Origin of the sequence: Amphiplicatus metriothermophilus (assembly GCF_900199215.1) — a bacterium.
GTDB lineage: Bacteria > Pseudomonadota > Alphaproteobacteria > Caulobacterales > Parvularculaceae > Amphiplicatus > Amphiplicatus metriothermophilus.
This window is the reverse complement of record NZ_FZQA01000006.1, coordinates 105,493-131,054: the sequence shown is the minus strand read 5'-3', so window position 1 is coordinate 131,054 and position 25,562 is coordinate 105,493. Positions and strand designations below refer to the sequence as shown.

At 67.0% G+C, this 25,562-nt stretch carries 18 protein-coding genes; 4 read left to right on the top strand and 14 right to left on the bottom strand.

What is annotated here, in order from left to right; genetic code table 11:
- Positions 1-21 precede the first annotated feature (21 nt).
- From CHB64_RS12310 to CHB64_RS12265, 10 genes are all read right to left on the bottom strand, one after another.
- Entirely contained in the window at positions 22-2,463 is a 2,442-nt protein-coding gene (locus CHB64_RS12310; protein ID WP_159462496.1) for a glycoside hydrolase family 3 protein, read from the bottom strand.
- Positions 2,464-2,484: 21 nt separating this feature from the next.
- Positions 2,485-3,354, bottom strand: coding sequence for an aldo/keto reductase (locus CHB64_RS12305; protein ID WP_089412913.1), 870 nt, complete (start codon positions 3,352-3,354; stop codon positions 2,485-2,487).
- Positions 3,351-4,550: an AGE family epimerase/isomerase gene (locus CHB64_RS12300; RefSeq protein WP_089412912.1), complete on the bottom strand. Its 1,200-nt coding sequence runs from the start codon at positions 4,548-4,550 to the stop codon at positions 3,351-3,353. The genes CHB64_RS12305 and CHB64_RS12300 overlap by 4 nt, the downstream gene beginning before the upstream one ends.
- Positions 4,547-5,737, bottom strand: coding sequence for a glycoside hydrolase family 130 protein (locus tag CHB64_RS12295; RefSeq protein ID WP_089412911.1), 1,191 nt, complete (start codon positions 5,735-5,737; stop codon positions 4,547-4,549). Before CHB64_RS12295 ends, CHB64_RS12300 begins: the two co-directional genes overlap by 4 nt.
- A gap of 29 nt (positions 5,738-5,766) precedes the next feature.
- Positions 5,767-6,870, bottom strand: a complete 1,104-nt coding sequence (locus CHB64_RS12290; protein ID WP_159462495.1) for a glycosyl hydrolase — start codon at positions 6,868-6,870, stop codon at positions 5,767-5,769.
- Positions 6,867-8,738, bottom strand: a complete 1,872-nt coding sequence (locus tag CHB64_RS12285) for a sodium:solute symporter family protein (protein ID WP_089412909.1) — start codon at positions 8,736-8,738, stop codon at positions 6,867-6,869. The genes CHB64_RS12290 and CHB64_RS12285 overlap by 4 nt, the downstream gene beginning before the upstream one ends.
- Before the next feature lie 52 nt (positions 8,739-8,790).
- Positions 8,791-10,164 carry a glycoside hydrolase 5 family protein gene (locus CHB64_RS12280; protein ID WP_089412955.1) on the bottom strand — a complete coding sequence of 458 codons (1,374 nt, stop codon included), beginning with the start codon at positions 10,162-10,164 and terminating at the stop codon, positions 8,791-8,793.
- A complete protein-coding gene (locus CHB64_RS12275; protein ID WP_089412908.1) occupies positions 10,161-11,105 on the bottom strand; it encodes an ROK family protein in 945 nt (314 codons plus the stop codon). The genes CHB64_RS12280 and CHB64_RS12275 overlap by 4 nt, the downstream gene beginning before the upstream one ends.
- A 287-nt stretch (positions 11,106-11,392) precedes the next feature.
- Positions 11,393-12,574, bottom strand: a complete 1,182-nt coding sequence (locus tag CHB64_RS12270) for an ROK family transcriptional regulator (RefSeq protein WP_200815364.1) — start codon at positions 12,572-12,574, stop codon at positions 11,393-11,395.
- A 320-nt stretch (positions 12,575-12,894) separates the two neighbouring features.
- The gene (locus tag CHB64_RS12265) at positions 12,895-13,278 is read right to left on the bottom strand and encodes a hypothetical protein (protein WP_089412906.1); all 384 of its coding nucleotides are present in this window, start codon (positions 13,276-13,278) and stop codon (positions 12,895-12,897) included.
- Positions 13,279-13,510: 232 nt separating this feature from the next.
- On the opposite strand from CHB64_RS12265, the gene CHB64_RS12260 reads away from it, so the two are divergent.
- Positions 13,511-14,977: a helicase HerA-like domain-containing protein gene (locus CHB64_RS12260; RefSeq protein ID WP_375790386.1), complete on the top strand. Its 1,467-nt coding sequence runs from the start codon at positions 13,511-13,513 to the stop codon at positions 14,975-14,977.
- A gap of 9 nt (positions 14,978-14,986) precedes the next feature.
- A complete protein-coding gene (locus CHB64_RS12255; protein WP_089412904.1) occupies positions 14,987-15,604 on the top strand; it encodes a CPBP family intramembrane glutamic endopeptidase in 618 nt (205 codons plus the stop codon).
- Here the strand turns inward: CHB64_RS12255 and CHB64_RS12250 are convergent, their stop codons facing one another.
- The 4 genes from CHB64_RS12250 to CHB64_RS12235 all read right to left on the bottom strand — a co-directional run bounded on the left by CHB64_RS12250 (position 15,605) and on the right by CHB64_RS12235 (position 20,309).
- Positions 15,605-16,402, bottom strand: coding sequence for an NUDIX hydrolase (locus CHB64_RS12250; RefSeq protein WP_089412903.1), 798 nt, complete (start codon positions 16,400-16,402; stop codon positions 15,605-15,607).
- Positions 16,399-16,785, bottom strand: coding sequence for a hypothetical protein (locus CHB64_RS12245; RefSeq protein WP_089412902.1), 387 nt, complete (start codon positions 16,783-16,785; stop codon positions 16,399-16,401). The genes CHB64_RS12250 and CHB64_RS12245 overlap by 4 nt, the downstream gene beginning before the upstream one ends.
- Positions 16,786-16,858: 73 nt before the next feature.
- Positions 16,859-19,066: a 3-hydroxyacyl-CoA dehydrogenase NAD-binding domain-containing protein gene (locus tag CHB64_RS12240; RefSeq protein ID WP_089412954.1), complete on the bottom strand. Its 2,208-nt coding sequence runs from the start codon at positions 19,064-19,066 to the stop codon at positions 16,859-16,861.
- Between the two features lie 34 nt (positions 19,067-19,100).
- A complete protein-coding gene (locus tag CHB64_RS12235) occupies positions 19,101-20,309 on the bottom strand; it encodes an acetyl-CoA C-acetyltransferase (RefSeq protein WP_089412901.1) in 1,209 nt (402 codons plus the stop codon).
- Positions 20,310-20,504: 195 nt separating this feature from the next.
- Here CHB64_RS12235 and putA point away from each other — a divergent pair, with 195 nt between their 5' ends.
- Positions 20,505-24,188, top strand: a complete 3,684-nt coding sequence (gene putA, locus CHB64_RS12230) for a bifunctional proline dehydrogenase/L-glutamate gamma-semialdehyde dehydrogenase PutA (RefSeq protein ID WP_089412900.1) — start codon at positions 20,505-20,507, stop codon at positions 24,186-24,188.
- Between the two features lie 165 nt (positions 24,189-24,353).
- Positions 24,354-25,562 carry a sensor histidine kinase gene (locus CHB64_RS12225; RefSeq protein WP_159462494.1) on the top strand — a complete coding sequence of 403 codons (1,209 nt, stop codon included), beginning with the start codon at positions 24,354-24,356 and terminating at the stop codon, positions 25,560-25,562.

Sequence of the window (25,562 nt, the reverse complement as noted above, 5' to 3'; positions counted from 1 at the left end):
GACTCTTCCCGGCGCATGCGATCAGTCCTCCTGACTCGCCTGCGCGCCCGCTCTTTCCCGCATGGCGATCCGTATGTCCGACAGGCGCAGGCCCAACGGTCCGTCGCTCTCGACGACGAAGGGCGCGACGACGGCGCGCAGCGCGTCCGCTTCTGCGACAAGATCGGAAAGCAGGATCTCCGCCCGCCGCCAGCCCTCGCCTTCCGCCGCGCGGAATGTTTCCATCATGTCGGCGAGGCCCGCGCCCCGTTCGCCGCATTCGATCCCGACGCGGACCGCAGCGGCGGGCGCGACGTCCACGGCGTAGGAAAAGACGAGCGCCATGCGCGCGCTCGCCTGGCGCGTCAGATCCTGCGCCGGGCCTTCGACCGCGAGCCTGCCAGGCCCCGTCCATTCGACGAGCCGCGCGTCCTCTTGCGCCTTCCGGTCGACGGCGCGCAGGCGCAAGCGCCCGTCGGCCGTCGTCGCGGCCGCGCCTTCGACCGCGACCGTCTCGTCGCCGGCGCTGAGGATCATCCGATAAGGCGGCCTCGCCCGGCCCGCGCGCACGATCTCGCCGGAACCGTCTTCTGCGGAAGGATCGAACGCCGCCTCGTCGAGCCGCGGGAGATCTTTCGGGTCGCGATAGGAAAGCCCGTAGCCGTAGGGAAACAGCGGGTCGTAATCGGGATCGCCCCGGTTGAGCGGGGTTTGCGTCGGCGTTTTGGGCCAGGAGAAGGACAGCCGACCCGTGAAGTCGTGATTGACGGCGCCGTCCGGTCGGCGCAGCAGCACGTCGGCCACGCCGCCGCCTTCCGTTCCCGGCAAGAAAGCCGCGACGAACGCGTCGGCGGCGTTGATCTCCGGATTCACATAAAGCGGCCGACCGGAGAAAAAGACGGCGACCACGGGCACGCCTTCGCCCTTCAGCCGGCGCATGAGCCGAAGGGGCGCTTCGTCCTCGAAGTCGAGATGGCGCCGGTCGCCCTGAAACTCCGCATAGGGATTTTCGCCGAACACGACGATCGCCGCGTCAGGCTTCTCGCGCCAGCGTCCGTCCTCGCTGAGGATCGCCTGTCCGCCCGCAGCCTCGATCGCCTCGCGCAGGCCGTCATAGATCGACTGGCCGTTCGGGAAGTCGTCGTTGACGTTGCCCTCGCCGAGCCAGGTGATCGTCCAGCCGCCGCACTGCTTGGGAATGTTATGCGCGCCGTCGCCGGCGACGAGAATGCGCCCGCGCGGATCCAGCGGCAAAAGCCCGCCATTGTTCTTGAGCAGCACGAGCGATTCCCGCACGGCCCTGCGCGCGAGGGCGCGATGAGCGGGCGCGCCGAGAAGCGAAAAATCGCCAGCGTTGGGCCGCCCGGACGGCCGTCCGCGCTCGAACAGGCCGTAGCGGACCTTCACCCGCAGAATGCGCCGCACGGCGTCGTCGAGCCGCGCCGTCGAAATCTCGCCGCTGCGAACCTGTTCGAGCGTATTGCGATAAAGCGCGCGCCAGCTGTCCGGCGCCATCACCATATCGACGCCGGCGTTGACGACCGGGGCGCAGGAATCATTCGTGCAGCCCTCGACCTGGCCGTGCCCGTTCCAGTCGCCGACGACGAAGCCGTCGAACCCCATGCGGCCTTTCAGAATATCCGTCAGCAGGCTGCGATGGCCGTGCAGCTTCTCCCCGCGCCAGCTGTTGAACGAGGCCATGACGGTCTGCACGCCCGCCGCGATCGCCGGCGGATAGCCGGCGGCGTGGATGTCGCGAAGCGCTTCCTCCGTCGCTGGATTGTCGCCCTGATCGACGCCGCCCTTCGTGCCGCCGTCGCCGAGAAAGTGTTTCGCCGTGGCGATGACATGCTCGCCGCGCAGAAAGTCCGCCGTTCCGAGCGCGCCCTGCAATCCCTCGACCATCGCCGCGGCGTATTCGGCGACGATCTCAGGGTCTTCCGAATAGCTTTCGTAAGTTCGACCCCAGCGATCGTCGCGCGCGACGGCGAGCGTCGGCGCGAAGGTCCAGTCCATGCCGGTCGCCTGCATCTCGCGCGCAGTGACGCGTCCGATCTCGCGGATGAGGTCCGGATCGCGCGCCGCGCCGAGCCCGATATTGTGCGGAAAGATCGTTGCGCCGACGATGTTGTTATGGCCGTGCACGGCGTCCGTTCCCCAGAGCACGGGGATCGCCGCGGCGCCGCCGGCCGGATCGACCGACGCCTCGTAGAAAGCGTCGGCCAGCGCGAGATAGGCCGAAGCCGGCGCGTGATTGTCGCCGCCCGGCGCGGAATTGGCGCCGTTGAGAATCGATCCCAGACGATAGGTCAGAAGATCCGCCGGCTCGATCGAGGCGATGTCGGCCTGAATGATCTGGCCGACCTTCTCCTCCACGGTCATGCCGGCGAGCAGCGCGGCCACGCGCGTCTCCGTCGCTTCATCGCGCAGGCCCGCCGGCGCGCAGACCGGCCACAGATCAGGACGAACTTTCGTTTCGGTCATGATATCCGCTGTCATCTTCGTTCAGGGCAGCCTCTCGCCGAGCGACGCCTGCAAAATTTCGTACCACGCCCCGCGGTCGAGTCGGACGCGCGCGGCGGCGACCGCCTCGCGCAGGCGCGTCACGCTCCGTGTGCCGATGATTGGCGTGGGCCGCGCCGGATGCCGCATGAGGAAAGCGAGCGCCATGGCGCCGACCGCGCAGCCGGCGGCTTTGGCGTGTTTCTCAAGCGCCGTCCTGACGCGTGCGGCCCGCCCGTCCGCCGGGTCGAACAGCCGCCCCCCGCCAAGAGGCGACCAGGCGTAAACCGACATGTCCCACGCCATCGCCTGATCGAGCGTTCCATCGAAAAAGGGCGCCGTCGCCAGCGCCGACAGCTCGATCTGGTGGGCGGCGAGCGGCGTTTTCAGAAAGCCGCGCAGCGCTTCGATCTGCGCCGGCGCATAGTTGGAGACGCCGACGCGCGCCGCCTTCCCGCCTGCGACGAGCGCATCGAGCGCTTCTGCGACCTCTGCAGGATGAGCGAGCAGATCGGGGCGGTGAACATAGAGCAGATCTACGCGCTCAGCCCCGAGTCGGCGCAGGGAGGCGTCGACGGCCCGAATAATATATTCCTTAGACGAATTATATGGCGTTCCGCGCTCGACGCCGACTTTGGTTGCGATCTCGACGCCACCCAGCAGCGACGGCGCGCGGCGACGCGCCTCGCCCAGAAGCGCTTCGGCCGCGCCGAAATGGCCGCGTCCGCCATAAACGTCCGCCGTGTCGAAATGGCTTATCCCCGCCTCGCGGGCGGCCCCGATCATCTCGATGGCGAGCGCGAGATCGTCCGGCCCATAGCGCCAGAACCCGTAAGCGATGGGGAACGCCCCGCGGGCGTCGGACGCGCTCATGCAGGAGCTCCTTCAAGGCGGCGGATCATCTCCATCATCGCGCGGCCGTTATGGTAAGGCCCTTTCCAGAAGCCCGCCTTGTAGGGTCCGCTTTTGGGCGCGTCGGCCCGCGCGAGCCACAACCACTCGCCGCGCTCTTCGTCTATATGTTGTGTACGGATGAAATGCCAGACCCGTGCGGCCGCCTCGGCGTAGCGCGCCTCGCCGCTGAGCTGATGAGCATTATAAAACCCGACCAATGCTTCGGCCTGCGGCCACCAGTGCCGCTCTGCGACGAGCCCGCGCGCGTCCGCATGGCGTTCGTAGACGAGCCCGCCCGCCCCATCGAGGGCGTCGAGCGCGGCCTCGGCGAGCGTCAGCGCGGCCGCGCGCGCCTCAACCTTGCGATCCGCATCGCCGAGCGTCCCTGCGGCCTCGCATAACAGCCAGCTCGTCTCGATGTCGTGCCCATAGGACTCGTCGGCGCACAGATCGCGCCAGTCGGCGGAATAAAACAGCGAAACATGGGCGCCGCGCGGGCGTACGAACCGCTCAAGGAAAAGATCGAAAATCCGCGTCAGACAACGCCGGGAAAAGTCGTCGCCGACCAGCGCATGCAGGCTTGTATAGGCTTCGAGCATGTGCAGATGGGTGTTCATGGTCTTCGGCGCGTTGAGATCGCGCGCGCTGAGGCGCATGTCCTCGACCGGCGACCAGTCGCGCGCGAAGGCCTCGAGATAGCCGCCCTGCCCCTGATCCCAGGCGCGCTCTTCAAGAAGGCGGGCGAGCGCGAGGGCGCGATCGCGAGCTTCGACGTCATCAAAGGCGGCGGCGCAGGCGCAGAAGGCGTAGATCGCGAAGGCCTGCGCGTAGACCTGCTTGCGATCGCGCGTCCAGGTCCCGTCCGCCGCGACGCTCCACACGAGCCCGCCATGCTCAGCGTCGACGAAGGTCTCGGTCACATAGCGGTAAAGCCTTCGCGCGGCGGCGCGGGCGCATTCGGAAGGGCGCGCCCGGGCGAGCGCGCTGAAGAACCACAGCGCGCGGGTCTCAAGAACGGCGCCGCGCTCGGCGTCCGCGCGCACGGCGTTATCCTCTGCGATCTCGCCGTGCGCGCCGCCCGTTGCGGGATCGAGCCCATGTTCGAGCCACCACGCCGCGATGGCGTCAAGCCCGCGCTCGAAATCCGCCTGGCGGAGGTCCGAGGTCGGCGTCATGGCGCGCGCCCTTTCCGCATCAGATCGAGATTGCGGCGGGCGAGCGCGATGCGCTGCTTCACGCAAGCCGACGAGGAAAGCCCGTCGGGCGGGGTGTTCCGGGCGTAGTCAAGAAGCCGTTCGACGGAACTTGTCGCCACGTGAACGCGCGTGTCAGACGAGGCGTAATAGATGAAGACGCGCCCGTCCGGTTCGGCGATCCAGCCGCTCGAGAAAACGACGTTCGACACGTCGCCTGTTCGCTCTTCGCCTTCCGGGGCGAGAAAATAGCCGCCGGGCGCATATTTAACCGCCCACGGACGGTCGAGCTCGGTCACGAAGAGATACAGAACGTAGCGCAGGCCGGCCGCCGTGCCGCGCACGCCATGGGCGAGATGGATCCAGCCTTCGGGGGACTTGACAGGCGGCGGCCCCTGGCCGTTCTTCGCCTCCTTGACGGTGTGATAGACGCGCGGATCGAACACCTGCTCCTCGGCCACGACGGCGCGCTCCATGTCGTCGGCGAGCCCCCAGGCGAGCCCGCCGCCGGAGCCCGCGTCGATGAAACCGTCCTGCGGGCGCGTGTAGAGGAGATAACGCCCGTCCACGAATTCCGGGTGCAGAACGACGTTGCGCTGCTGCGAAGCCGGCGTGACGACGTCCGCGAGCCGCTCCCACCGGTCGAGGTCGCGGGTGCGCGCCACGCCGCACTGCGCGACCGCGGCGGAAGGATCGCGCGGCCGGCTGTCGTCATGGCGCTCGACGCAAAAGAGCCCGTAGATCCAGCCGTCCTCATGGCGCGTCAGCCGCATGTCGTAAACGTTCGTCGCCGGCTCTTCAGTCTCGGGCAAATCGATCGGCAGCTCGCGGAAGCGGAAGCCGTCGACGCCGCTTGCGCTTTCCGCCACGGCGAAGAAGGATTTTCGGTCGACGCCTTCCACGCGCGCGACCAGCGCGTAGCGCCCGTCCATCTTGATCGCGCCCGGATTGAAGACGGCGTTGACGCCGAGTCGCTCCATGCCGTGCGGGTTGGTCTTCGGATCGAGGTCGTAACGCCAGTGCAGGGGAACATGCGCGGCGGTCAGCACCGGATCGCGCCAGCGCTCGAACACGCCGTTTCCGCCTTCGACCGGCGCGTTTTTGCGCACGAAAAGCGCTTCCTGCGCTTCCTTCAGTCGCCTAATGCGGGTCTCGAACATGCTCGTCATAACCGCTCCGTACGCAGACGCGCCCTCACTCACAACAGGCTCGCCGGGCAGCGCGCCGCCGCAGGCGCGCGCCGCGAATCGGGATCGAGCCGCGCGGCCGGCGGCCAGTCGACCTCATGCAGGGCGAGAGTCTCCTCGAGCGCATAAACGGCGGCGACATCCTCCGCCTCGTTGCACAGCGCGCAGGGCTCCGGCGCCCATCGTTTGTCGATGAACTCCCCGCCCCATAACAGGAACCAGACGGGCCTCACGCTCCGGAATATCTCCGCATTCGGCAATAGTCCGATCTCGGCGAATGCGAACAGACCGGACGAATGAAGCGGGGCGATGTTGCTTTTCGCCGTTTCGTACATGGGGCCGTCACGATCTTCCGTATAAATGTCGGCGCCGACGACGTCGACATAATCGTCGCCCGGATAATACTTCGCCGCGTCCTCGGACCCCTTGTCGGACGACCAGACCCAGACGAGCTCCGAAAGGCCGTGGGTTTCGGCGAGGCGCTCGCGCAGCATCCGCCACAACCGCGGGAAGTCATCCTTCCGCCCCCACCAGAACCAGCCGCCGTTCATCTCATGATAGGGCCGAAAGATCGGCGCGATTCCCATCGCCTGCATTTCCTTGAGAACTCCGGCGACGGCGTCGACGTCGCGCGCCCACAGCGCGTGCTCCTTCGTTGACGGATCGAGAAGACGCGCAAGCTCCTCCTCGCTCATCGGCGTCTGCGAGCAACGATAATACTCCCCGCGCGGGCATACCCGGATCGGGTTCCGCGCATGCCAGGTGATCGCGACGATTCCGCCGCGCGCGGCATGGTCGCGCGCGCGGGCCAGGAAGTAGTCCTTATAGGAAGGATTTTCGATGATGAACATGAGCTCGAGGCCCAGGATCGCCGGCCACGCCCCGACAAGCTCATGGATTCGCTCGAAAGAAGTGCAGCGAATGAAGACCTCGTACTCGTTGACCTGCTGGCCGGAGAGAGATTTGCCCTCCCGCGCCGTCTTCTCAAGCAGCGCAAGGAGCGCGGCGCGGCTCTGGCCGTAATCCGCCCGCGCAGAGGCCGGACGGTCCGCCGGCGCCGCGCAGGCGGCCGCGGCGAACGCCAGAAAGGCGGCGATCGTTCGGCGCAAACTCACAAGGCCGCTCCTTTCGCGGCGGTCGGCGCGCCGGCGCGCTTTCCCGCCGGGGCGTCGTCCGGCGCGTCCTTCAAATGATCGTACCAGGTGAACTTGAGAATGACCGTGCCGGCCGCCGCGATCGCCAGCGCGATCCACATGCCCGTCATATCGCGGATCACGAGATAGACCGGCGCGGCGACGAGCGCGGTCTGCCAGACGATCCCGACCGCGACGTTGAACATGTCGCGCGCGAAGTCCCGATTGGGCGCGACAGGAGTTCCTTTGGCGTCGAGCGCGCGGCGCACCGGGCCCCAGAAGCCCCAGGGCCGCGTGCGCTCATAAAACTTCATCAGCGTCTCCATATCGGTCGGCGGGGTAAGCCTGGCGCCGAGCACGCAGGCGAGAACCGTCAGCGCGAACATCGCCGGAAACGCATAGAGCGCGGAGACGTTCGGCTGATTGGCGAGCCACAGCGCGCCGGCGACCCCCACCGCCATGCCCCAGAAATAGCCGTAGCCATTGAAGCGCCACCAGTACCATTTGAGCACGTTCGCCGCCGCATAGCCGCCCCACAGCGCGCTTACGATCCACAGGATGATCTTGTTGAGCGAGGGCATCTGCAGACCGATCAGGGTGCCGACGATGACAAAGACGGCGGCGGTGACGTAACTCGCCCAGACATAGACCTTCTCCGGCGCGTTCGGATTGATATAGCGGCGATATACGTCGTGCACGACGTAGGCCGGCGCGGCGTTCACCGTCGCCGCGAAGGTGGACATGAACGCCGCGAGGAGCCCCGCGATGAGCAGGCCAAGAAGTCCCGGCGGCACGTAATTTTTGAGCGCGAACGGCAGGATCAGCTCGAAATCGGCGTCCGCCCCCTGCGCGCGCAGCGTCGGCGCGAAGAAGGCGAGCGCCAGCACGGTGAGCCCCGCGACCAGCAGATAACGCGGCGGGTTTAGCACTACGCTGACGAGCGCGCTCATTTTCGCCGCCTCCCTGGGCGAGCGCGCCGAAAGGATGCGCTGCATGTCGTAATTCGGCGCCGGCCCCGCGAGGCTTATCATCACGCCCTTGAACAGGGTCAGCATGAAGAAGATTGCGAAGGGCGAATAATCCTCGCTGACCAGAAGATCGTTCGCATGAGGCAGAATTTCGCTCCAGTCGAGATCGACTTCATAGCCGAAAAACGGATTCGCCCAGCCCTCCGGCACGGCGGCCCTGAGCATCTCCGGGCTGACCGCGTTCATGGCGATGACCGCGACCGCGACGCACGCCACCGTCATGATGAGAAACTGCATCACCTCGGTGATCACCACGCTGAACATGCCGCCCTTGATGACGTAGATCGACGTGACCCCCACGATGAGCAGGCCGTAAAAGATCTCGTTCTGCCTGGGATCCGCGCTGAGCTGAAACGGCAGGAAAGTCGCCGCGAACTTTCCGATCCCGACGAAGCCGTAGGCGAGGAAGCCGATCACCGAGACCAGGGCGAACACCACCACGACGAGATGGGAAAGCCGCGCGCCCGGTCCGTCGCCGAAACGGAAGGTGATCCATTCCGCGCCCGTCATCACGCCCGACCGGCGCAACCAGGCCGACAGGAACACCATCAGGAAAATCTGGTTGAAGGTCGGCCACAGCCAGGGAATCCACAGGCTTTTCAGGCCGAAGACGAAGAGGAGGAGGACCAGCCACATGGTGCCGGAGATGTCGAACATGCCCGAGGCGTTCGACACGCCGAGCGCGTACCAGGGCAGCTTGTTGCCCCCGAGAAAGTAATGGCGCGTGCTCTTCGCCGCGGCGCGCGAGACCCAGACGCCGAGCCCGACGGAGGCGGCCAGATAGACGAGGATGACGCCGAGGTCGATCGCGCTCAAGCCCACGAGCAGGTTCCCTTCCCTTTCCGCGGCGCTTTACGCGGCGCCGTCATGGTTTCTATTGCGCGGAACGGCCCTTTTCTTTCGCGCTCAATCGTTCCGCATGCGCCTTTATCAGCGCGAGCGTCGACTCGTCGACGTCGAAGATCGAATTGCGCCCCTGCGGCTCCTGCGGCGGGTCGCCGGTGAACTGCGTGTCGCCGACGCGCCATTCGAAGTCGTCATGCTCGGCGCGCCCGGCCCCGCCCCAGGACCAGACGTTGGTTCCGGCGAACGGCCCGCCGGCGCGCGCGTCGGCTTCCACGGCTTCAAAAACGGTCCGCAGATAGGCGTCGCGATAGGTCGTCGGCGTTCCCGGCGCAAGCGCTTCGCCGTCGCGGTCGAGGCCGAACTCTTCGAGCACGACCGGTTTTCCCAGCCGGCGGGCGTAATCGACGTGACGGCGCATATAGTCCTTCGTGCGCTCGATGGTCCGCTCGAAGGTTCCTTCCGGGTCCGCAGGATCGTACCAGCTCCAGTTGCGAGGCCAGATATGGAAGGTGAGATAGTCGATCTCAGGCGGCGCATGCGCGCCGAGAAAACAATGCTCGCTTTCGTTGCAGCCCATCAGGCCTTCATTGCCGGTCGAAACGAGATGGTTGGGATCGAGCGATTTTATGTAGGCCGCCGTCAACCGAACCCAGTCATGGAACGCCGCCATGCGGGGGTCCCCGTCGCGCGCCTCGAACGCCGGACGCGGCTCATTGGCGAGCTGCCAGGCCATGATCGTCGGATCATCTACATAACGCCGGCCCGTCACCGTGTTGGTGCGCGTCACCACGGCCCGGATATAATCCCGGTAAAGAGCGTTTGCCGCCGCGCTTTCATAGAATTGCGCCGTGAAGTTCGGAAAGGCCGACCAGGGATGCGCCGGATCGCCGAGATCGACGAAGGTTCCGCCGTTCGTCCAGTAGAGGTAGGTCCCCATCCCCCCCGACCACTCCCAGAAATTGTTGAGAAAGACGACGGCGCGCATGCCGCGCTTTTCCATCTCGGCAAGAGCGTAATCGAGCCCCTGCAGCAGGGTTTCGTTACAGGCCTCGCTCCGGTCGCGGAACGTTTCCGACAGCGATCGTTTGAAGGGGGACTTTTCCGAAGCGCCGAGAATACGCAGGTTGGTCGCGCCTAACGCCCGCAGTCGGTCGAGCTCGCTCTTGAGCCGCTCCCGGTCGCCATAATCCGCCGGCGCGCCAAGATAGGCCGCATACCACAGATTGACGCCGGCGAAGCGGTAAGGCTCGCCGTCCACGACGAACTGCGTCCCCTCGACCGCGACGAAGCCGGCGGGCGGGCGCTCCGCTTCTTCGGCCGTCGCGGCGACGGCGCAGCACAGCGCGCCGGCGATCGCCAGCAGACTCCGCCCGGCCATGCGCTTCAGGTCGCCCAAGCTCATCGCCACTCCTGCGCCGCCGGCCTGCGCGCGGCCGCTTCGACAGGGCGCGGCGCCGGCCATAGCCGCGCCGCCCCGCGCACGCCCGACGAATCGCCCCACTTCGCGGGAACGAGCCGCGTCCTCAACGCGTCGGAAAAAACATAGCGTGCAATCGCTTCGGGCGTGCGCTCGTAGATCTCCTCGACGTTCGACATGCCGCCGCCGAAAACGATCACGTCGGGATCGAGGATGTTGCACAGAACCGCGAGCGCGCGGCCGAGGCGATCGATGTAACGGTCGAGCGCGGCGGCGGCCGCGTCATCCCCGCTGCGGGCCGCTGCGACGATTTCCTCGGCCTTCAGCGCCCTGCCTGTCGCACTCTCGTAATCGCGAGCGAAGCCCACGCCGGATATCCAGGTCTCAAGGCAGCCCTGCTTGCCGCACCAGCACGTGGAGCCCGGCAGTTCATCTTCGCCCGGCCAGGGAAGCGGCATGTGTCCCCACTCGCCGGCGATATGATTGGCGCCCTCGATGAGTCTGCCGTCCACGGTGAGCCCGCCGCCGCAGCCTGTACCGAGAATCACCGCGAAGGCGACCTTCGCGCCCATCGTGGCGCCGTCAGTGGCTTCCGATAAAGCCAGACAGTTCGCATCGTTGGCGAGGCGGATTTCGCGGCCGAGCGCGGCGGAAAGATCCTCGCGAAACCGCCGGCCGTTGAGCCACACGGCGTTGGCGTTGCGCATGGTTTTCGAACGGAGCGAAATCGACCCTGGCGCGCCGACGCCGATCAGACCCGTCCGGCCGGTCTCGCGCTCGATACGCGCGACAAGCCGGCGGATCGCGGCGATCGCCTCCTCGTAATCTCCCGGATTCGGTTCGCGCTCGCGCGCCAGAAACCGCCCGTCCGCATCGAGCGCGGCGACCTCGATCTTCGTTCCCCCGAAATCAACCCCGATCTGCATCCGCAATCCGTGTCTTGTGTACATACGACGAGGCCCGCCGACGCGCGCGCGCGCAACGCGCCGCCGAACGCCTGTCTCCCTTTAGGCGAGCAAACCGCCCTTGTTCCCCTGCGCTCGTTCCGGTTCCGCGCCGCCTCTTCACCCGTCCGCCAGTCTTGCTGCGTCATGGCGCGCCTCCCGCGCCGCGACAGTTTCGCCAAAGCACACAGCGGTGGCAATAACAAAAAATAAAAAAGATATTCTATTGGCCATTGCTCGCCATCCGCCTACCCGTCCCCTCCCGCCTGCTAGACGGTCGTTTTAAGGAGCGCGGCGCGGGTGGGGAACAGGAGATCGCTGAAAGGCAGAATCGCCGCGCCCACCGCCGGCGCGTCCTCCGCGATCGCTGCAAGCTCGACCGGGCAGACGGCGGGAATCTCCCCCGCGCGGCGGGCGATCGCGGCGTTAAGCTGCTGGGTCAACGCCCTCGCCGCTGAATGAGGAAGCCGCCCTCCGATCAGGATCGCGTCAGGGTTGACGAGGCAGTTGATGGCGACGAGCGGCCCTTCAAGCTGCCTGGCGGCGAGCTTCGTCCACGCGTCGAGCGCGCGCTGAATGCGCGGTTCGGACTCGTCGAGATCCTTGAGCGAGGCGGCCTCGACGCCGCTGGCGGCCAAGTGCTGATGGAGCGCGGAGAGCGACACGACGTCCTGAAGCTGGCCGCCGGTTTTAACGCCTTGCAGCGGCAGGAAGCCTATCTCGCCGCTGCGCCCGGTCGCGCCCCTGAAATAGGCGCCGTCCAGCACGAGGCCGCCCCCCAGCCCCCAGGATACGAGAATGTAGAAAAAGCTCGACCGCTGCAGCCCGCCGCCGAACTGCATTTCGCCGATGGCCGCAGCCGTCGCGTCATTCTCCACATAAACCGGAAGCGGAAGAATTTTCGCAAAGAGCGCTGCGACGTCGACATCATTCCATGCGCCGTAACTGGCCGGACGCAGCGGCAGCTCAACCTTGCCGAGATCGTCAGGGGCCGCCACCCCGATCCCGATCACCTTGTCGCGCGGCACGCCTTCCTTCTCGAAAAAGCGCTTCGTCTCCTGCCGAAAAAACCTGGCGACAGCAGCGGGAAGCGCGAAATCCGCCTCGCGCTCGGCGCGCGCCCGCACCCGGCCAAGGAGATCGAGCGCCACCATGGTGATATGGTCGCGGTCGATATTGACGCCGATGGAAAAGCAGCCGTCCGGGTTGATCGCGAGCATTTTCGCCGGCTGACCTCGCCCGCCGCGCACGCGCCCTACTTCTTCGATCAGGCCGGCGGCGAGCAGCTTTTTGGTGATGTTGGCGATCGCCGGCGAGGTCAGACCCGTCATCTCGGCGAGATCGACGCGGGTGATGGGACTGTTTATGCGAATCGCCTGAAGGGTGACGCGCTGGTTGTGTCCGCCGGCCAGTTCCAGATTCGTGCCCGAGAACGAACCCGGCCCGCCCAAGCGACGTCTCTTCCCATTCTCTCCGGAAACGCCGGATCGGACCCCGTGATTCTTTTTGTTTTCTGCGTCCACGTCCATACGCCAGCCTGCTGAACGTATGACCCGACCGTAAGTCGCAGGGAAGGTCAAGCCCTGCGCGCGGTCGCGCCGCGACGGGGCGCGCAAGCCAAACCCCTCGGCGGCCATTTTCGTCCTCGCGGTTTGCGATCCGGGTGCGGACGAACCGGCCCAACCCGACAGGCGTAAAGAAACGCCGCCCCCAGGGAGGGGCGGCGCTCGTCATTTCAACCCGCCGGAGCGGCGGCCGAACGATCCGACGCCTAGCCGTTCGGATTGCTCGGATCTTCCTCGGTCGGCTCTTCCGCCGCCTCTTCGACCTCGGCCTCGACTTCTTCCGCCGCCGCATCGGCTTCCGCCGCCGCTTCTTCCGCGGCTTCGCCCATGGCGCCGACAGCCTCTTCGGCGGCTTCACCCATTTCGGTCATGGTCTCGTCGGCCGATTCCGCCGCTTCCGTCACGGCCGCGCCGACGTCCTCGGAGGATTCAGACAGCGCATCGCCGACGTCCTCCATCGCTTCGCCCGCCGCTTCCGTCGCGTCCGAAGCGGCCTCCCCGGCCTTCTCGGCGCCGTCGCCGCCCGTAAGCCGCATCAGGCCGTACACGACCGCCAGCGCGACCACGATGATAAGCAAGATTCTAAGCATGCACCCCGTCCCTTTCCGATGTCCCCGTTGCAGATGAGCGCCGCCGCGCCCGTTACGCGACGACGGCTGATCATCGCGGGAATTTACGAATTTTATCATTCCCAGTAAACGTCCTTTTACTTGATTTTTGCTCATGTTCGGCGTTTGCCCCTTGAAAATTCTGGATAATTCGGCCCTTGCCCCCGGCGACAGGCCCGCTTACACGGCGCTGTAAGCGGCAGATGAGGCCATGGTGTCGAGCGAATCCCGGATCTTTATCGGCAAGGGCGAACGCCCGGTCTTCCTTTCTCTCAAATATGCGAATCGCCACGGCCTGATCGCCGGGGCAACGGGAACCGGCAAGACGGTGAGCCTGCAGATCCTGGCGGAAGGGTTTTCAGCCGCCGGCGTTCCCGTCTTCACCGCCGACGTGAAGGGCGACCTGGCGGGACTGCTTCGTCCTGGAACGCTGGGCGACAAGCTCATTGCGCGAGCGCGGACCATCGGCCTCGAGCCTTACGAGGCGCGCGGCTTCCCGGTCTGCTTCTGGGATCTGTTCGCAGAGCAGGGCGCGCCGATTCGCGCGACTGTTTCGGAAATGGGACCGCTGCTGCTCGCGCGCCTCTTGCAGCTCAACGAAACGCAGGAGGGCGCGCTCGCCCTCGCCTTCCGCTACGCCGACGACGAGGGGCTGCTGCTGCTCGACCTTAAAGATCTGCGCGCGCTGCTCGTCGAGATCGGCGAGCGCGCGCGCGAGCTTGCGACCCGCTACGGCCATGTGGCCAGAGCGACCATCGGCGCCATCCAGCGCCGTCTTCTGGCGCTGGAAGAACAGGGCGCGGATCGATTCTTCGGCGAGCCGGCCCTTGATCTGGCGGACTTCATGCGCGTCGACGCAAGCGGGGCCGGCGTCGTCAACATCCTCGCCGCCGACCGGCTGATGCAGGCGCCGAAGCTCTACGCCACCTTCCTTCTATGGCTGCTGTCGGAGCTTTTCGAGGAGCTGCCGGAGGCGGGCGATCTCGACCGGCCGAAGCTCGTCTTCTTCTTCGACGAGGCGCATCTTCTGTTCGACGCGGCGCCCAGGGCGCTGATCGAGAAGATCGAACAGGTCGTTCGCCTCATCCGCTCGAAGGGCGTGGGCGTCTTTTTCGTCACCCAGAATCCGCTGGACGTGCCGGACAGCGTTTCAAGCCAGCTCGGCAATCGCATCGTGCACGCGCTGCGCGCCTATACGCCGCGAGAGCAGCGGGTCGTCAAGGCCGCCGCCGAGACGTTCCGGCCCAATCCGGCCTTTCGCGCCGCCGACGTCCTGACCGAGCTCGGCGTCGGCGAGGCCTTGGTCTCGACCCTCGAAGCGAAGGGCGCGCCCTCCAGGGTCGAGCGCGCGCTCATTCGCCCGCCCGCCTCGCGCATCGGGACGATTAGCGAGGCCGAGCGGGCCGAAGCGATCGCCGCCTCGCCCATGCGCGCGCGCTACGCCGAGGCCGTCGACAGGGAGTCCGCATACGAAGTGTTGAAGGCGAGCGCCGAAAAGCGCGCCCGGGAGGAGGCGAAATCGCCCGGGAGCGGACGCGCAAAACAGCCGCGTTCACGGCGCTCCTCGCGCCAGACATACGCCGAAGCGGCCGCCAAATCGTTCCTGCGCTCTCTTTCCTCCGGACTCGGACGAGCGATCCTGCGCGGCGTGCTGGGCGGCATGCGCCGCGGGTCGCGATAGGACGCGGCGATGGAGGGGCCGCTCAGAAAGCTCGAAAGCAGGGGCGCGGCCGGCGAGAACCGCGTCTTCGCGATCGTTCTCGCCGGCATGGGCGCGACGGCGCTGGCCGCCGTCGTGCTGAGCCTGCTGCTCGACACGCCGCTTGGCCCTCAATTCCAATGGCGCTGGCGGGACGCGGCGATCGGCGTCGCCGCCACGATCCCCCTGCTCGGCCTTCTGCAGTGGTTCATGCGCTCTCGGATTCCGGCGGTCGAGGCCTTTCGCCGGGCGCAGATCGAATTCTTCTCCACCATCGGCTTCGCCTTCACGCCGTCGCGGATCGCGCTGATGGCCGTCGGCGCGGGGGTCGGCGAAGAGCTTCTCTTTCGCGGCGTGCTGCAAAGTTGGGCGGAGGGCTTCCTGCCACTCGTCTTCGCGATCGTCCTGCCCAACATCCTGTTCGGGGCCTTGCACGCGCGCACGATCGCCTACGCGGCCATCGCCGGTCTCGTCGGCTGCTATCTCGGCGTCCTGTTCTGGCTGACGGAGAATCTTATCGCGCCGATCATCGCGCACGCTCTTTACGATTTCGTCGCGCTCGACGTCACCCGCCGCGCCATCATCGGGAACGACCAAGGCAAAGGCTGATTAACCCCGCAGCGCCGTCTCGAGCGGTTCTTCCGTAACCGGATAGCCGAGATCGTCCGGTATCGTCAGATATTCGACGCCGCCGCGCGCGACGACTTTCGGCTGCACCGGCTCGATGCGCCGGCGGCGCGCCCAGTCGAGCGCCTCGGCCGTCGAGCGGCTGACCGCGAGCAGCTCGACATTGCGCGCGGTGGGAAAGATCATGCGCCGCGTCCCGCGCTCGCGCGCGGCGAGCGCGGATTCGGGCTCGATCCATAGCGCCTCGGTCGTCTCGTCGCCGTCCTCGCGCGCTTCCTGGCCTTCGGGGCGGGCGGCGGCGAAGAACAGGGTGTCGAACCGCTTGTGCAGTCCCGGCGGCGCGATCCAGCGCGCGAAGAGGACGAGCCGGTCGCAGGCGAGCGCGAGACTCTCCGCCCGAATCATTTCCAGAAACCTCCCGTCGTCGCGCTCGACATCCCGTCGCAAGGGATCGAGGGCGGCGGCCCGCGCGCCGTCCACGAGGGGCGCGCCAGGCCCGCGTCCTTTCTGGCGCGCGAGCAGGATCCCCGTCTCTTCGAAGGTTTCACGCGCGGCGGCGATCATGCCTGCGCGCATCGCCGGGTCCCGGGTCTCGCAGCCGTCGAGATGCGCCGCCCACGCCGGATCGCGATCGCCGGGGTCGATCCGGCCTCCCGGAAACACCAGCGCCCCGCCCGCGAAGCTGATGTCGGCGTGCCGCTCGACCATCAGCACCTGAAACGCCGGCGCGTCGCGCAGAATCAGAATCGTCGCGGCGGGGATCGGCCGCTCATTGCTCATGCGAAAGGCTCCTGCCGGGTCGGCGGCCGCGCATGGCTCGCTTTGGTCAGACGGATCGCCGCCCAGCCGCCCGCGCCGATCGTCAACACGGCGCCAAGCCACGCCCAGAGCGGCAAAACCGCGTTCATCAGCGTCATGACGGCCTGAAAGAGAATCGTCGCCGCCGCCAGCCAGCCGACCGGGGCCCATCGCCGCGCCATCAAAAGCGCCGCAAACGCAGCGACGAAGGCGCCCAGCCCCCAGCCGACGATCAGCGCGCCGGCATGAAAGTCCGCCGCGCCGTCGCCCGAAATCCGCAGCGCGAGTCCCGCGCTTTCGACCAGTTTTGCGACGGCCAGCCCGGCGATCACGGCCACGATGACGGCGAGCAACGACCTCAGCATGACGCGCACTAGAAAGCAAAAACGCGCCGGCGTCCAGCGCCGGCGCGTTCGCCTGGACTCTTCTCCGGCGCCGTCAGGCCGCCTGCTTGTAAAGCGCTTCGTTCTTCTCCGCCATGTCGCGGAACTTCCGCGGCGGGTTGAAGCGCTCCCCGTATTTCTGGGCGAGGCTTTCGGCCTTGCGCACGAAGGCGTCGACGCCGATCATGTCGACATAGCTCATGGGCCCGCCGGTCCAGGGCGCGAAACCCCAGCCGAAGATCGCGCCAAGATCCGCAGACTGAGGATCGGGCACGATGCCTTCGGCGTAGCAATGGGCGGCTGGGATGAGCTGGGCATAGAGAAGGCGCTCCTTGACCTCTTCGACGGCTGGTTGCTCATCAGCAAGCGGGAAATGCTCGGCGAGGCCGGGCCAGAGATATTTCTTGCCCTCTTTCGGATACTCATAGAAGCCGCCGCCGGACTTGCGGCCCTTGCGGCCGAGCTTCTCCACCATGGTTTCGAGAAGGTCTTCGACGCCCGTCGGCTTGTAGTCGTCGCCGAGCTCGCGGCGGGTCGCCTTCATGATGCGCAGGCCCAGTTCGAGAGAGGTCTCGTCGACCAGCGCGAGCGGACCGACCGGCATGCCCAGGAGCTTCGCCGCATTCTCGATGAGCGCCGGCTTGACGCCCTCCTTCACGAGCAGCATCGCCTCGTTGAGATAGGGCGGCACCACGCGGTTGGTGTAGAAGCCCCGCGTGTCCTTCACGACAATAGGGGTCTTTTTGATCTTCGCCACATAGTCGAGCGCCATGGCGAGCGCGCGGTCGCCGGTCTTTTCGCCCGGAATGATCTCGACGAGCGGCATCTTGTCGACCGGCGAGAAGAAGTGAATCCCAATGAATTGGCCGGGCCGTTCGGAATTCTTCGCCAGCCCCGTGATCGGCAGGGTCGAGGTGTTCGATGCGAAGATCGCGTCCTTCGGGATCGCCGCTTCGGTCCGCTTGATGACGTCGGCCTTGACGTCCGGGTCCTCGAAGACCGCTTCGATGATGAGATCGACGTCCTTGAGCGCGTCATAATCCGTCGTCGGCTTGATGCGCGCGAGCAGCGCGTCGCCCTGCTCCTTCGTCGCCTTGCCGCGCGAGACGGCCTTCTCCACGAGGCCGACCGAGTAGCCCTTGCCTTTCTCGGCGTACTCCTGCTCGCGGTCGATGAGGACGACCTCGACGCCCGCCTTCGCCGTCACATAGGCGATGCCGGCGCCCATCATGCCGGCGCCGAGCACGCCGACCTTTTCGATTTTCTGCTTCTCAATGTTCTTCGGCCGCTGCTCGCCCTTCTCCGCCGCCTGCTTGTTTATGAACAGGGTGCGAATCATGTTGCGCGTCTGCGGGCTCGTCAGCAGCTTGAAGAAATATTTCGACTCGATGCGGATCGCGACGTCGAACGGGACGATCGAGCCCTCATAAAGGCAGGACAGGATGTACTGCACCGCCGGATAGTTGTGATTGGTCTCGCGCTGGGCCATGGCGTTGGCGGCCATGAAGAACTGCGCCGCGCGCGGGTCCATCGCGCCGCCGCCGCCCGGAAATTTGAAGCCCTTCTTGTCCCAGGGCTGGACGACCTTCGGGTTCGCCTTCACCCAGGCTTTCGCCTTGTCGACGATCTCCTCGCGCGGGGCGAGCTCCTGAACGAGGCCGTAGCCATGCGCGGTCTTCGGATCGATCGGCTTGCCCTGGGTCGCCATCATGGCGGCGTTCTGCAGGCCTGCGAGCCGGGGCAGACGCTGGGTGCCGCCGCCGCCGGGCAGAAGCCCCACCTGCACTTCCGGCACGCCGAGCTGGATCTTCGGGTCGTCCGCGACGACGCGATAATGGCAGGCGAGCACGAGCTCGAGCCCGCCGCCGAGCGCGAGGCCGCCCACCGCCGCCGCCACGGGCTTGGCGAACGCTTCGCCGTTCTGAAGCTTCTTGGCCGGATGGCCGCCGGTCTCCAGCTTCCTCAGCATGCGGTTCAGGGCGAACACCGCCTCGAACTGCTCCTGCTTCGAGGCTTTCTGCGCGCCGCCCGGCCCGCCGCGGCCGAGCATGTTGAGGTCGGCGCCGGCGAGAAAGCCTGACGGCTTGCCCGAAGCGATCACCGCTCCCTTGATGTCGTCGTTCGCGCAGAAATCGTCGACGAAGGCGGCGAAGTCGCGCATCAGCGTCTCGTTCCATACGTTCATCGAACGGTCGGGCAGGTCGATCGTGACGAGCGCGATCCCGTCGCCGTCGATCTCAACTTTCATCGCTTCGTAGGTCATGACGGTCTCCCGCATCCTCAAAATGCTGTTTCGCTTAAACCCGCTCGATGATCGTGGCCGTGCCCATGCCGGCGCCGATGCAGAGCGTGACGAGCGCGGTCGACTTGCCCGACCTTTCGAGCTCGTCGAGCGCCACGCCGAGGATCATCGCTCCCGTGGCGCCGAGCGGATGGCCCATGGCGATGGCGCCGCCGTTCACGTTGATGTCGCCATGGTCGATGTCGAGCGCCTGCATGAAGCGCAGCACGACCGAGGCGAACGCTTCGTTCAGCTCCCACAGATCGATGTCTTTCTTCGTCATGCCGGCGCGCCTCAACGCCTTCTGGGCGGCGTATTCCGGCCCGGTGAGCATGATCGTCGGCTCCGAGCCGACGGAGGCGAAGGCGCGGATGCGCGCCCGCGGCTTCAGTCCGAGCTTCTTGCCGATCTCTTCGTTGCCGATGAGGACCGCCGCCGCGCCGTCGACGATGCCCGACGAGTTGCCGGCGTGATGGACGTGATTGATCTTCTCGAACTCGGGATATTTTTGCAGCGCCACGGCGTCGAAGCCGAAATTCTCCCCCAGCATGGCGAAGGAGGGAGGCAACGCGCCCAGGGCCTGCATGTCCGTGTTCGGACGAACCGTCTCGTCGCGATCGAGGACGGTCTCGCCGATCACGTCCTTCACGGCGACCACCGATTTCTCGAAGCGGCCTTCCTCCCACGCCTTGGCGGCGCGCTTGTGGCTCTCGACCGCATAGGCGTCGACGTCGTCGCGCGAGAAGCCGTATTTGGTCGCGATGAGGTCGGCGGAAATCCCCTGCGGCACGAAATAGGTCTTGAAAGCGACCGCCGGATCGGTAGCCCACGCGCCGCCGTCCGAGCCCATGGGCACGCGGCTCATGGATTCGACGCCGCCGCCGATGGTCAGGTCCGCCTCGCCGGACTTCACCTTCGCCGCGGCGATGTTCACCGCCTCGAGGCCCGAGGCGCAGAAGCGGTTGACCTGAATGCCCGCCGTCGTCTCGGAAAAACCGGCGTTCATCACCGCCGTGCGCGCGATCACCGCGCCCTGCTCGCCCACCGGCGACACGCAGCCCAGGACCACGTCGTCCACATGGGCGGTGTCGAGGCCGTTGCGATCGCGCGCGGCCTGCAGCGCCTGCGTGGCCAGCTCGACCGGCGTGATCTCATGCAGGGAGCCGTCCGGCTTGCCTTTGCCGCGCGGGGTCCGGACCGCGTCGTAAATGAATGCGTCGGTCATAAAGACGTCCTTTCGAATGAAGGCCAGTCGTCCGTCGCGGCGCGCCGCCGCGTCGCCTTCTACCTAGGCCCCGGCCGGAGCGGGCGCAACGACGCGCTGCAGCAGGGGCTGCGCTCTCGCGCGCGCATGACAGGGCGCCCCCTTTCGCGCTAAGGCGAGGCGCGCGTGTCGCCGTTGAAAGGAACCTCGCCCCCTATGCCCCAGGCCGCCTCCCTCGCCGCGCTCCGTCACGATATCCGCGCCCATTATCTCGCTGACGAGACCGCGCGCGCGAAGGCGTTGATCGAGGAAGCCGACATCGGCGCGCCGGCGCGCAGGCGCGCTCAGGCCGAAGCGGCGGATTTCGTGCGCACCGCGCGCGCGGCGGCCGAACGCTCCAGCCTCGTCGACAAGTTCCTTCAGGAGTACGGGCTGTCCACGGCCGAGGGCGTCACGCTGATGCGTCTCGCCGAGGCGCTGCTGCGCACCCCCGACGCGGCCACCGCCGACGCCCTCATCAAGGACAAGGTCGAAGCCGGCGACTGGGCCGCCCACAAGGGCAAGAGCCCCTTCCCCCTCGTCAATTTCTCGACGCGGGCGCTGATGCTCGCCGCCGCCTGGCTCGACGACGTCGAGGCGAAGGACCCGGCGCGCCGAATCGTCAAGGCGACGAAGGACCTGCTCGACCGCGTGGGCGAGCCGGCGATCCGAACGGCCGTCGCCCAGGCCATGAAGATCATGGGCGAGCATTTCGTGCTGGGCGAGACCATCGACGCGGCGCTGCGGCGGGCGCGCCGCTATCAGGCCAAGGGCTATGCTTTCTCTTACGACATGCTCGGCGAGGCGGCGCTGACGGCGGCCGACGCGGAGAAATATTTCGAGGATTACGCCGCCGCTATCGACGCGATCGCGGCGGAAGCGACGGCCGACCGGGCCGCCGACAATCCCGGCATATCGGTCAAGCTGTCGGCGCTGCATCCGCGCTATGAATATCCCAAGCGCGCGCGGGTGCTGAAAGAGCTCGGCGCGCGCGCGCGCGCCCTCGCCGTCAAAGCCAGACAGGCCAATCTCGGCTTCAACATCGACGCGGAGGAGGCCGCGCGGCTCGACCTTTCGCTCGACCTGATCGAGACGATGATGCGCGATCCCGCGCTCGCCGGCTGGGACGGCTTCGGGGTCGTGGTGCAGGCCTATCAGCGCCGCGCCCCCTTCGTGCTCGACTGGCTGGCCGCGCTCGCGCGCGAAACCGGCCGGCGGATCATGGTGCGTCTCGTCAAGGGCGCCTATTGGGACGCCGAGATCAAACGCGCCCAGACGCTCGGGCTCGACAGCTATCCGGTATTTACGCGCAAGGCGCTGACTGACGTGAGCTTCGCCGCCTGCGCCCGTCGGCTGCTGGCCGACACGGACGTCTTCTATCCGCAGTTCGCGACCCATAACGCGCTCACCGCCGCGATGGTGCGCGAAATGGCGGGCGATTATCGCGACTATGAGTTCCAGCGACTGCACGGCATGGGCGAGGCGCTGCACGACCAGCTTCTGGAGGCGGGCGCGCGCTCGCGCATCTACGCGCCGGTGGGCGGGCATCGCGAGCTTCTGCCCTATCTGGTGCGGCGATTGCTGGAGAACGGCGCCAACTCCTCCTTCGTGAACCAGCTCATCGACCCGGATCTGTCCGTGGACGAAGTCGTGGCCGATCCGGTGGAGGAAGCCAAGGCGCTCGCGGTCTTTCCCAATCCGGCGATCCCGGCGCCGCGCGACCTCTTCGACGGCGCAAGGCTGCTCGCCAAAGGCCGGGACCACAACGATCCGCTCACGGCCGAGGCCCTCGGCGCGGCGATCGCCGCGCGTCCGTCCGAACCGCCGCGCGCGGCCCCGATCGTCAATGGCGAGATGCTCGGCGGACAGGCGGCGCCGGTGCGCAATCCGGCGCGGCTCGACGACATCGTCGGAGAGGTCGTCTCGGCCGACGGCGAAGCGGTCGCGCGCGCCTGCGAGGCGGCCGCCGCGGCCTGGCCGCAATGGGCCGCCCGGCCGGCGGGCGAACGCGCCGCCATTCTGCGCAAGGCCGCCGATCTCCTCGAAGCGCGCGACGGGGATTTCATCCGCCTTGCGGTTCTCGAGGCGGGCAAGACCATCCCAGACGCCGTCGCGGAAGTGCGCGAGGCGGTCGATTTCCTGCGCTATTATCCTCAGTACACGGATAGGCTTCCCGGCGAGCCGTTGGGCGTCGTCGCCTGCATCTCTCCCTGGAATTTCCCGCTGGCGATCTTTCTCGGCCAGATCACGGGCGCGCTCGCGGCCGGAAACGCGGTCGTCGCCAAGCCGGCCGAGCAGACGCCGCTCATCGCCTTCGAAGGCGTGAGAATTCTGCATGAAGCCGGCGTTCCCGCCGAAGTCCTGCATTTCCTGCCGGGCGACGGCCCGGACGTAGGCGGCCCCCTCGTCGCGCATCCGGCCGTCGGCGGCGTCGTTTTCACCGGCTCCACCGAGGTCGCCCAGCTCATCAACCGCGCGCTCGCCGAGCAGGGCAAGACAGACGCCGCGCTGATCGCCGAGACCGGCGGGATAAACGCCATGATCGTGGACTCGACGGCGCTTCTGGAGCAGGCGGTCGCCGACGTCATCGCCTCGGCCTTCCAGAGCGCCGGCCAGCGCTGCTCGGCCTGCCGCGTCGTATGCGTGCAGGAAGACGTCGCCGGGCGTTTCATCGAAATGCTGGCAGGCGCGATGGCCGAGCTTTCCGTCGGCGATCCCGCCGCGCTCTCGACCGACGTAGGCCCCGTGATCGACCGCGAGGCGCTCGCGCGGATCGAGGCGCATTGCGCCAAGATGGAGCGGACCGCGCGCCTTATCGCCCGCGCGCCGAAAGAAGACGCCGGCGTCGACGGAACCTTCGTACGCCCTGTCGCCTATGAGATCGCCGGGCTTGAAGACGTAAAGCGCGAGGTGTTCGGTCCCGTGCTGCATCTGATGCGCTACGGCGCCGAGGAACTCGATTCCCTCGTCGATCGCATCAACGCCCTCGGCTACGGCCTCACCCTCGGCTTGCACACGCGCATCGACGAGACCATGCACGCCATCGCCGCGCGCGCGCGCATCGGCAACATCTATGTGAATCGCAACCAGATCGGCGCGGTGGTGGGCGTGCAGCCCTTCGGCGGCGAAGGGCTGTCCGGGACCGGCCCCAAGGCGGGCGGGCCGCATTACGTGAAGGCGCTGCGCCGGCGCGCGGCGGGCGCGGCGCAGGGCGGCGTCGATATTCTCGAAGGCGCGTCGAAGGGCGATGCTGAAGCGCTTCTTCAGGCTGCGGAGGACGCTTTTCTGCAATTTCATACCGCCGCCGACCGCGCCGGCGCGCTCGCCCGCGCCGCCGAGCGGGCCGAGGGAGCCGCGCGCGACATCCTCGCGCAGGCGGCGCGGCTTCACCACGAGCATTTCGCCGAACCGGCGAGCCTGCCGGGACCGACGGGCGAGTCAAACACGCTGCGCCTCAAGGGTCGCGGCGTCGTCCTCTGCCTCGGCGGCGAGGCCGCGCTCCTCGGCCAGCTCGCCAAGGCGCTCGCCGCCGGAAACGCCGTGATCGCGCCGGCGGGGATCGTTCGTTCGCTCGCCGCCGCGCTGAAAGGGGCCGGCGGGCCGGCGCTCGTTCACGCCGGCGTCGAGGAAGGCGCGGTCTCGGCTCGCCTTCTCGCCGACGGCCGGGTTCGGGCCGTCGTTTTCGACGGCGCGGCGGCGGCGCGCCTGACGCTGCGGCGCGCGCTGGCCGGCCGTGCCGGTCCGATCTGCCCTTTGCTGTCAGCCGCAGACGAGTTCTGGCGCTTCGCCAGCGAGAAGACGCTGACCATCAACACCACGGCCGCCGGCGGCGACGTGCGGCTTTTGTCCATGGCCGATTAACCATCGGCGGCGACGGATCGTCTAACCTGCTGAAACGCAATATATTCGTCGCATAAAGGGGGCTGTCCGCCGCACAAGGCTTGCCCCGCCAGATCGAAAGGGACGATGGTGATGCGGCGTTCCGGCGCGCGCCTTCGACATTTGCGCGCCGCATCCGGGAAGGACATGACGGCGATCGGTTTCCAGGCGAAAGCAGCTTCTCCCGCCGCCGGGCGGCGCGTCGCGGCTGCGAGCCCGTTCGTCGCGGGCGGCAAGACCGCGCGCGCGATGAACTGGCTGTTCGCCGACAAGGAGCGGCTGTTCTGGGTCCTGCAGGTCGCCGGCTGGTCAAGCTTCTTTTTCCTGCACGTCTTCACCGTCTCCACGCTGATCGGCGGCCGCTCGGCGCAGTCCATCGGCTTTTCGCTGGCCTCTTCCCTCATCGGCTTTCTGACGACCAGCATTCTTCTTCGTCCGATTTTCCGTTTCGCGCGCCGGCAGAGTCCCGCCGTTCTGCTCTTCATCGCCATTCTCGCCACGGTCGTGATGGCCTTCGCCATGTCGGTGGTCAAGGCGCACGCCTTCGGACTCTTTTTCGGAACCGAATGGATGCGCAGCAGGATGGATCTTCTTGGTACGGAGAACTTCTTTCTTATTCTCATCCCCGACCTGCCGGTCAATCTGTTCCTGCTGATGTCCTGGGCGGGGTTCTATTTCGGCATCAACTATTATCTGACCTTGCGCGACGAGACGGCGCGCGCGCTGCTTTCGGCCCGGCTCGCCGACCAGGCGCAGCTGAAAATGCTGCGCTATCAGCTCAACCCCCATTTCCTGTTCAACACGCTGAACGCGATCTCGACGCTCGTCCTCGAAAAGGACGACAGGAACGCCAATCGCATGCTCACAAAGCTCTCGGCCTTTCTGCGCTATTCGCTCGACAGCGACCCCCTGCAGAAGACGACGCTCGCCGAGGAGCTGCGCGCGCTGCAATTGTATCTCGACATCGAGAAGACCCGCTTCGGCGATAGGCTCGAGGTGGAGTTCGATATCGACGAGGATGCGAAGGAGGCGCTCGTCCCGTCGCTGATTCTCCAGCCCGCCATCGAAAATGCCATCAAATACGCCATCGCCCAGATGGAGGAGGACGGACTAATCCGGATCGTCGCCAAGCGTGAAGGGGGCGTGCTGCGGCTCGAGGTCTGCGACAACGGGCCGAACGCGCCGGCCGCGCCGGAAACGTTGCTCGCCGACGCCAGATCCGGCGTCGGGCTCGTCAACATGCGCGATCGGCTCGCGCATCTTTACGGCGAGCGGCAGGCGTTCCTGCTCTCGCGCCTCGAGCCGACCGGGCTGTGCGTCACCCTCAAGATGCCATTCGAAACACGGAGCGAGTGA

What these genes read in the sequence shown, in the direction of transcription:
- CHB64_RS12225 (WP_159462494.1), top strand. Translation starts at nt 24,354, where the DNA reads ATGACGGCGATCGGTTTCCAGGCGAAAGCAGCTTCTCCCGCCGCCGGG.
- CHB64_RS12305 (WP_089412913.1), bottom strand. Translation starts at nt 3,354, where the DNA reads ATGAGCGCGTCCGACGCCCGCGGGGCGTTCCCCATCGCTTACGGGTTC.
- CHB64_RS12310 (WP_159462496.1), bottom strand. Translation starts at nt 2,463, where the DNA reads ATGACCGAAACGAAAGTTCGTCCTGATCTGTGGCCGGTCTGCGCGCCG.
- CHB64_RS12245 (WP_089412902.1), bottom strand. Translation starts at nt 16,785, where the DNA reads ATGCTGAGGTCGTTGCTCGCCGTCATCGTGGCCGTGATCGCCGGGCTG.
- CHB64_RS12275 (WP_089412908.1), bottom strand. Translation starts at nt 11,105, where the DNA reads ATGCAGATCGGGGTTGATTTCGGGGGAACGAAGATCGAGGTCGCCGCG.
- CHB64_RS12295 (WP_089412911.1), bottom strand. Translation starts at nt 5,737, where the DNA reads ATGACGAGCATGTTCGAGACCCGCATTAGGCGACTGAAGGAAGCGCAG.
- CHB64_RS12250 (WP_089412903.1), bottom strand. Translation starts at nt 16,402, where the DNA reads ATGAGCAATGAGCGGCCGATCCCCGCCGCGACGATTCTGATTCTGCGC.
- CHB64_RS12265 (WP_089412906.1), bottom strand. Translation starts at nt 13,278, where the DNA reads ATGCTTAGAATCTTGCTTATCATCGTGGTCGCGCTGGCGGTCGTGTAC.
- CHB64_RS12280 (WP_089412955.1), bottom strand. Translation starts at nt 10,164, where the DNA reads ATGAGCTTGGGCGACCTGAAGCGCATGGCCGGGCGGAGTCTGCTGGCG.
- CHB64_RS12300 (WP_089412912.1), bottom strand. Translation starts at nt 4,550, where the DNA reads ATGACGCCGACCTCGGACCTCCGCCAGGCGGATTTCGAGCGCGGGCTT.
- putA (WP_089412900.1), top strand. Translation starts at nt 20,505, where the DNA reads ATGCCCCAGGCCGCCTCCCTCGCCGCGCTCCGTCACGATATCCGCGCC.
- CHB64_RS12255 (WP_089412904.1), top strand. Translation starts at nt 14,987, where the DNA reads ATGGAGGGGCCGCTCAGAAAGCTCGAAAGCAGGGGCGCGGCCGGCGAG.
- CHB64_RS12235 (WP_089412901.1), bottom strand. Translation starts at nt 20,309, where the DNA reads ATGACCGACGCATTCATTTACGACGCGGTCCGGACCCCGCGCGGCAAA.
- CHB64_RS12240 (WP_089412954.1), bottom strand. Translation starts at nt 19,066, where the DNA reads ATGACCTACGAAGCGATGAAAGTTGAGATCGACGGCGACGGGATCGCG.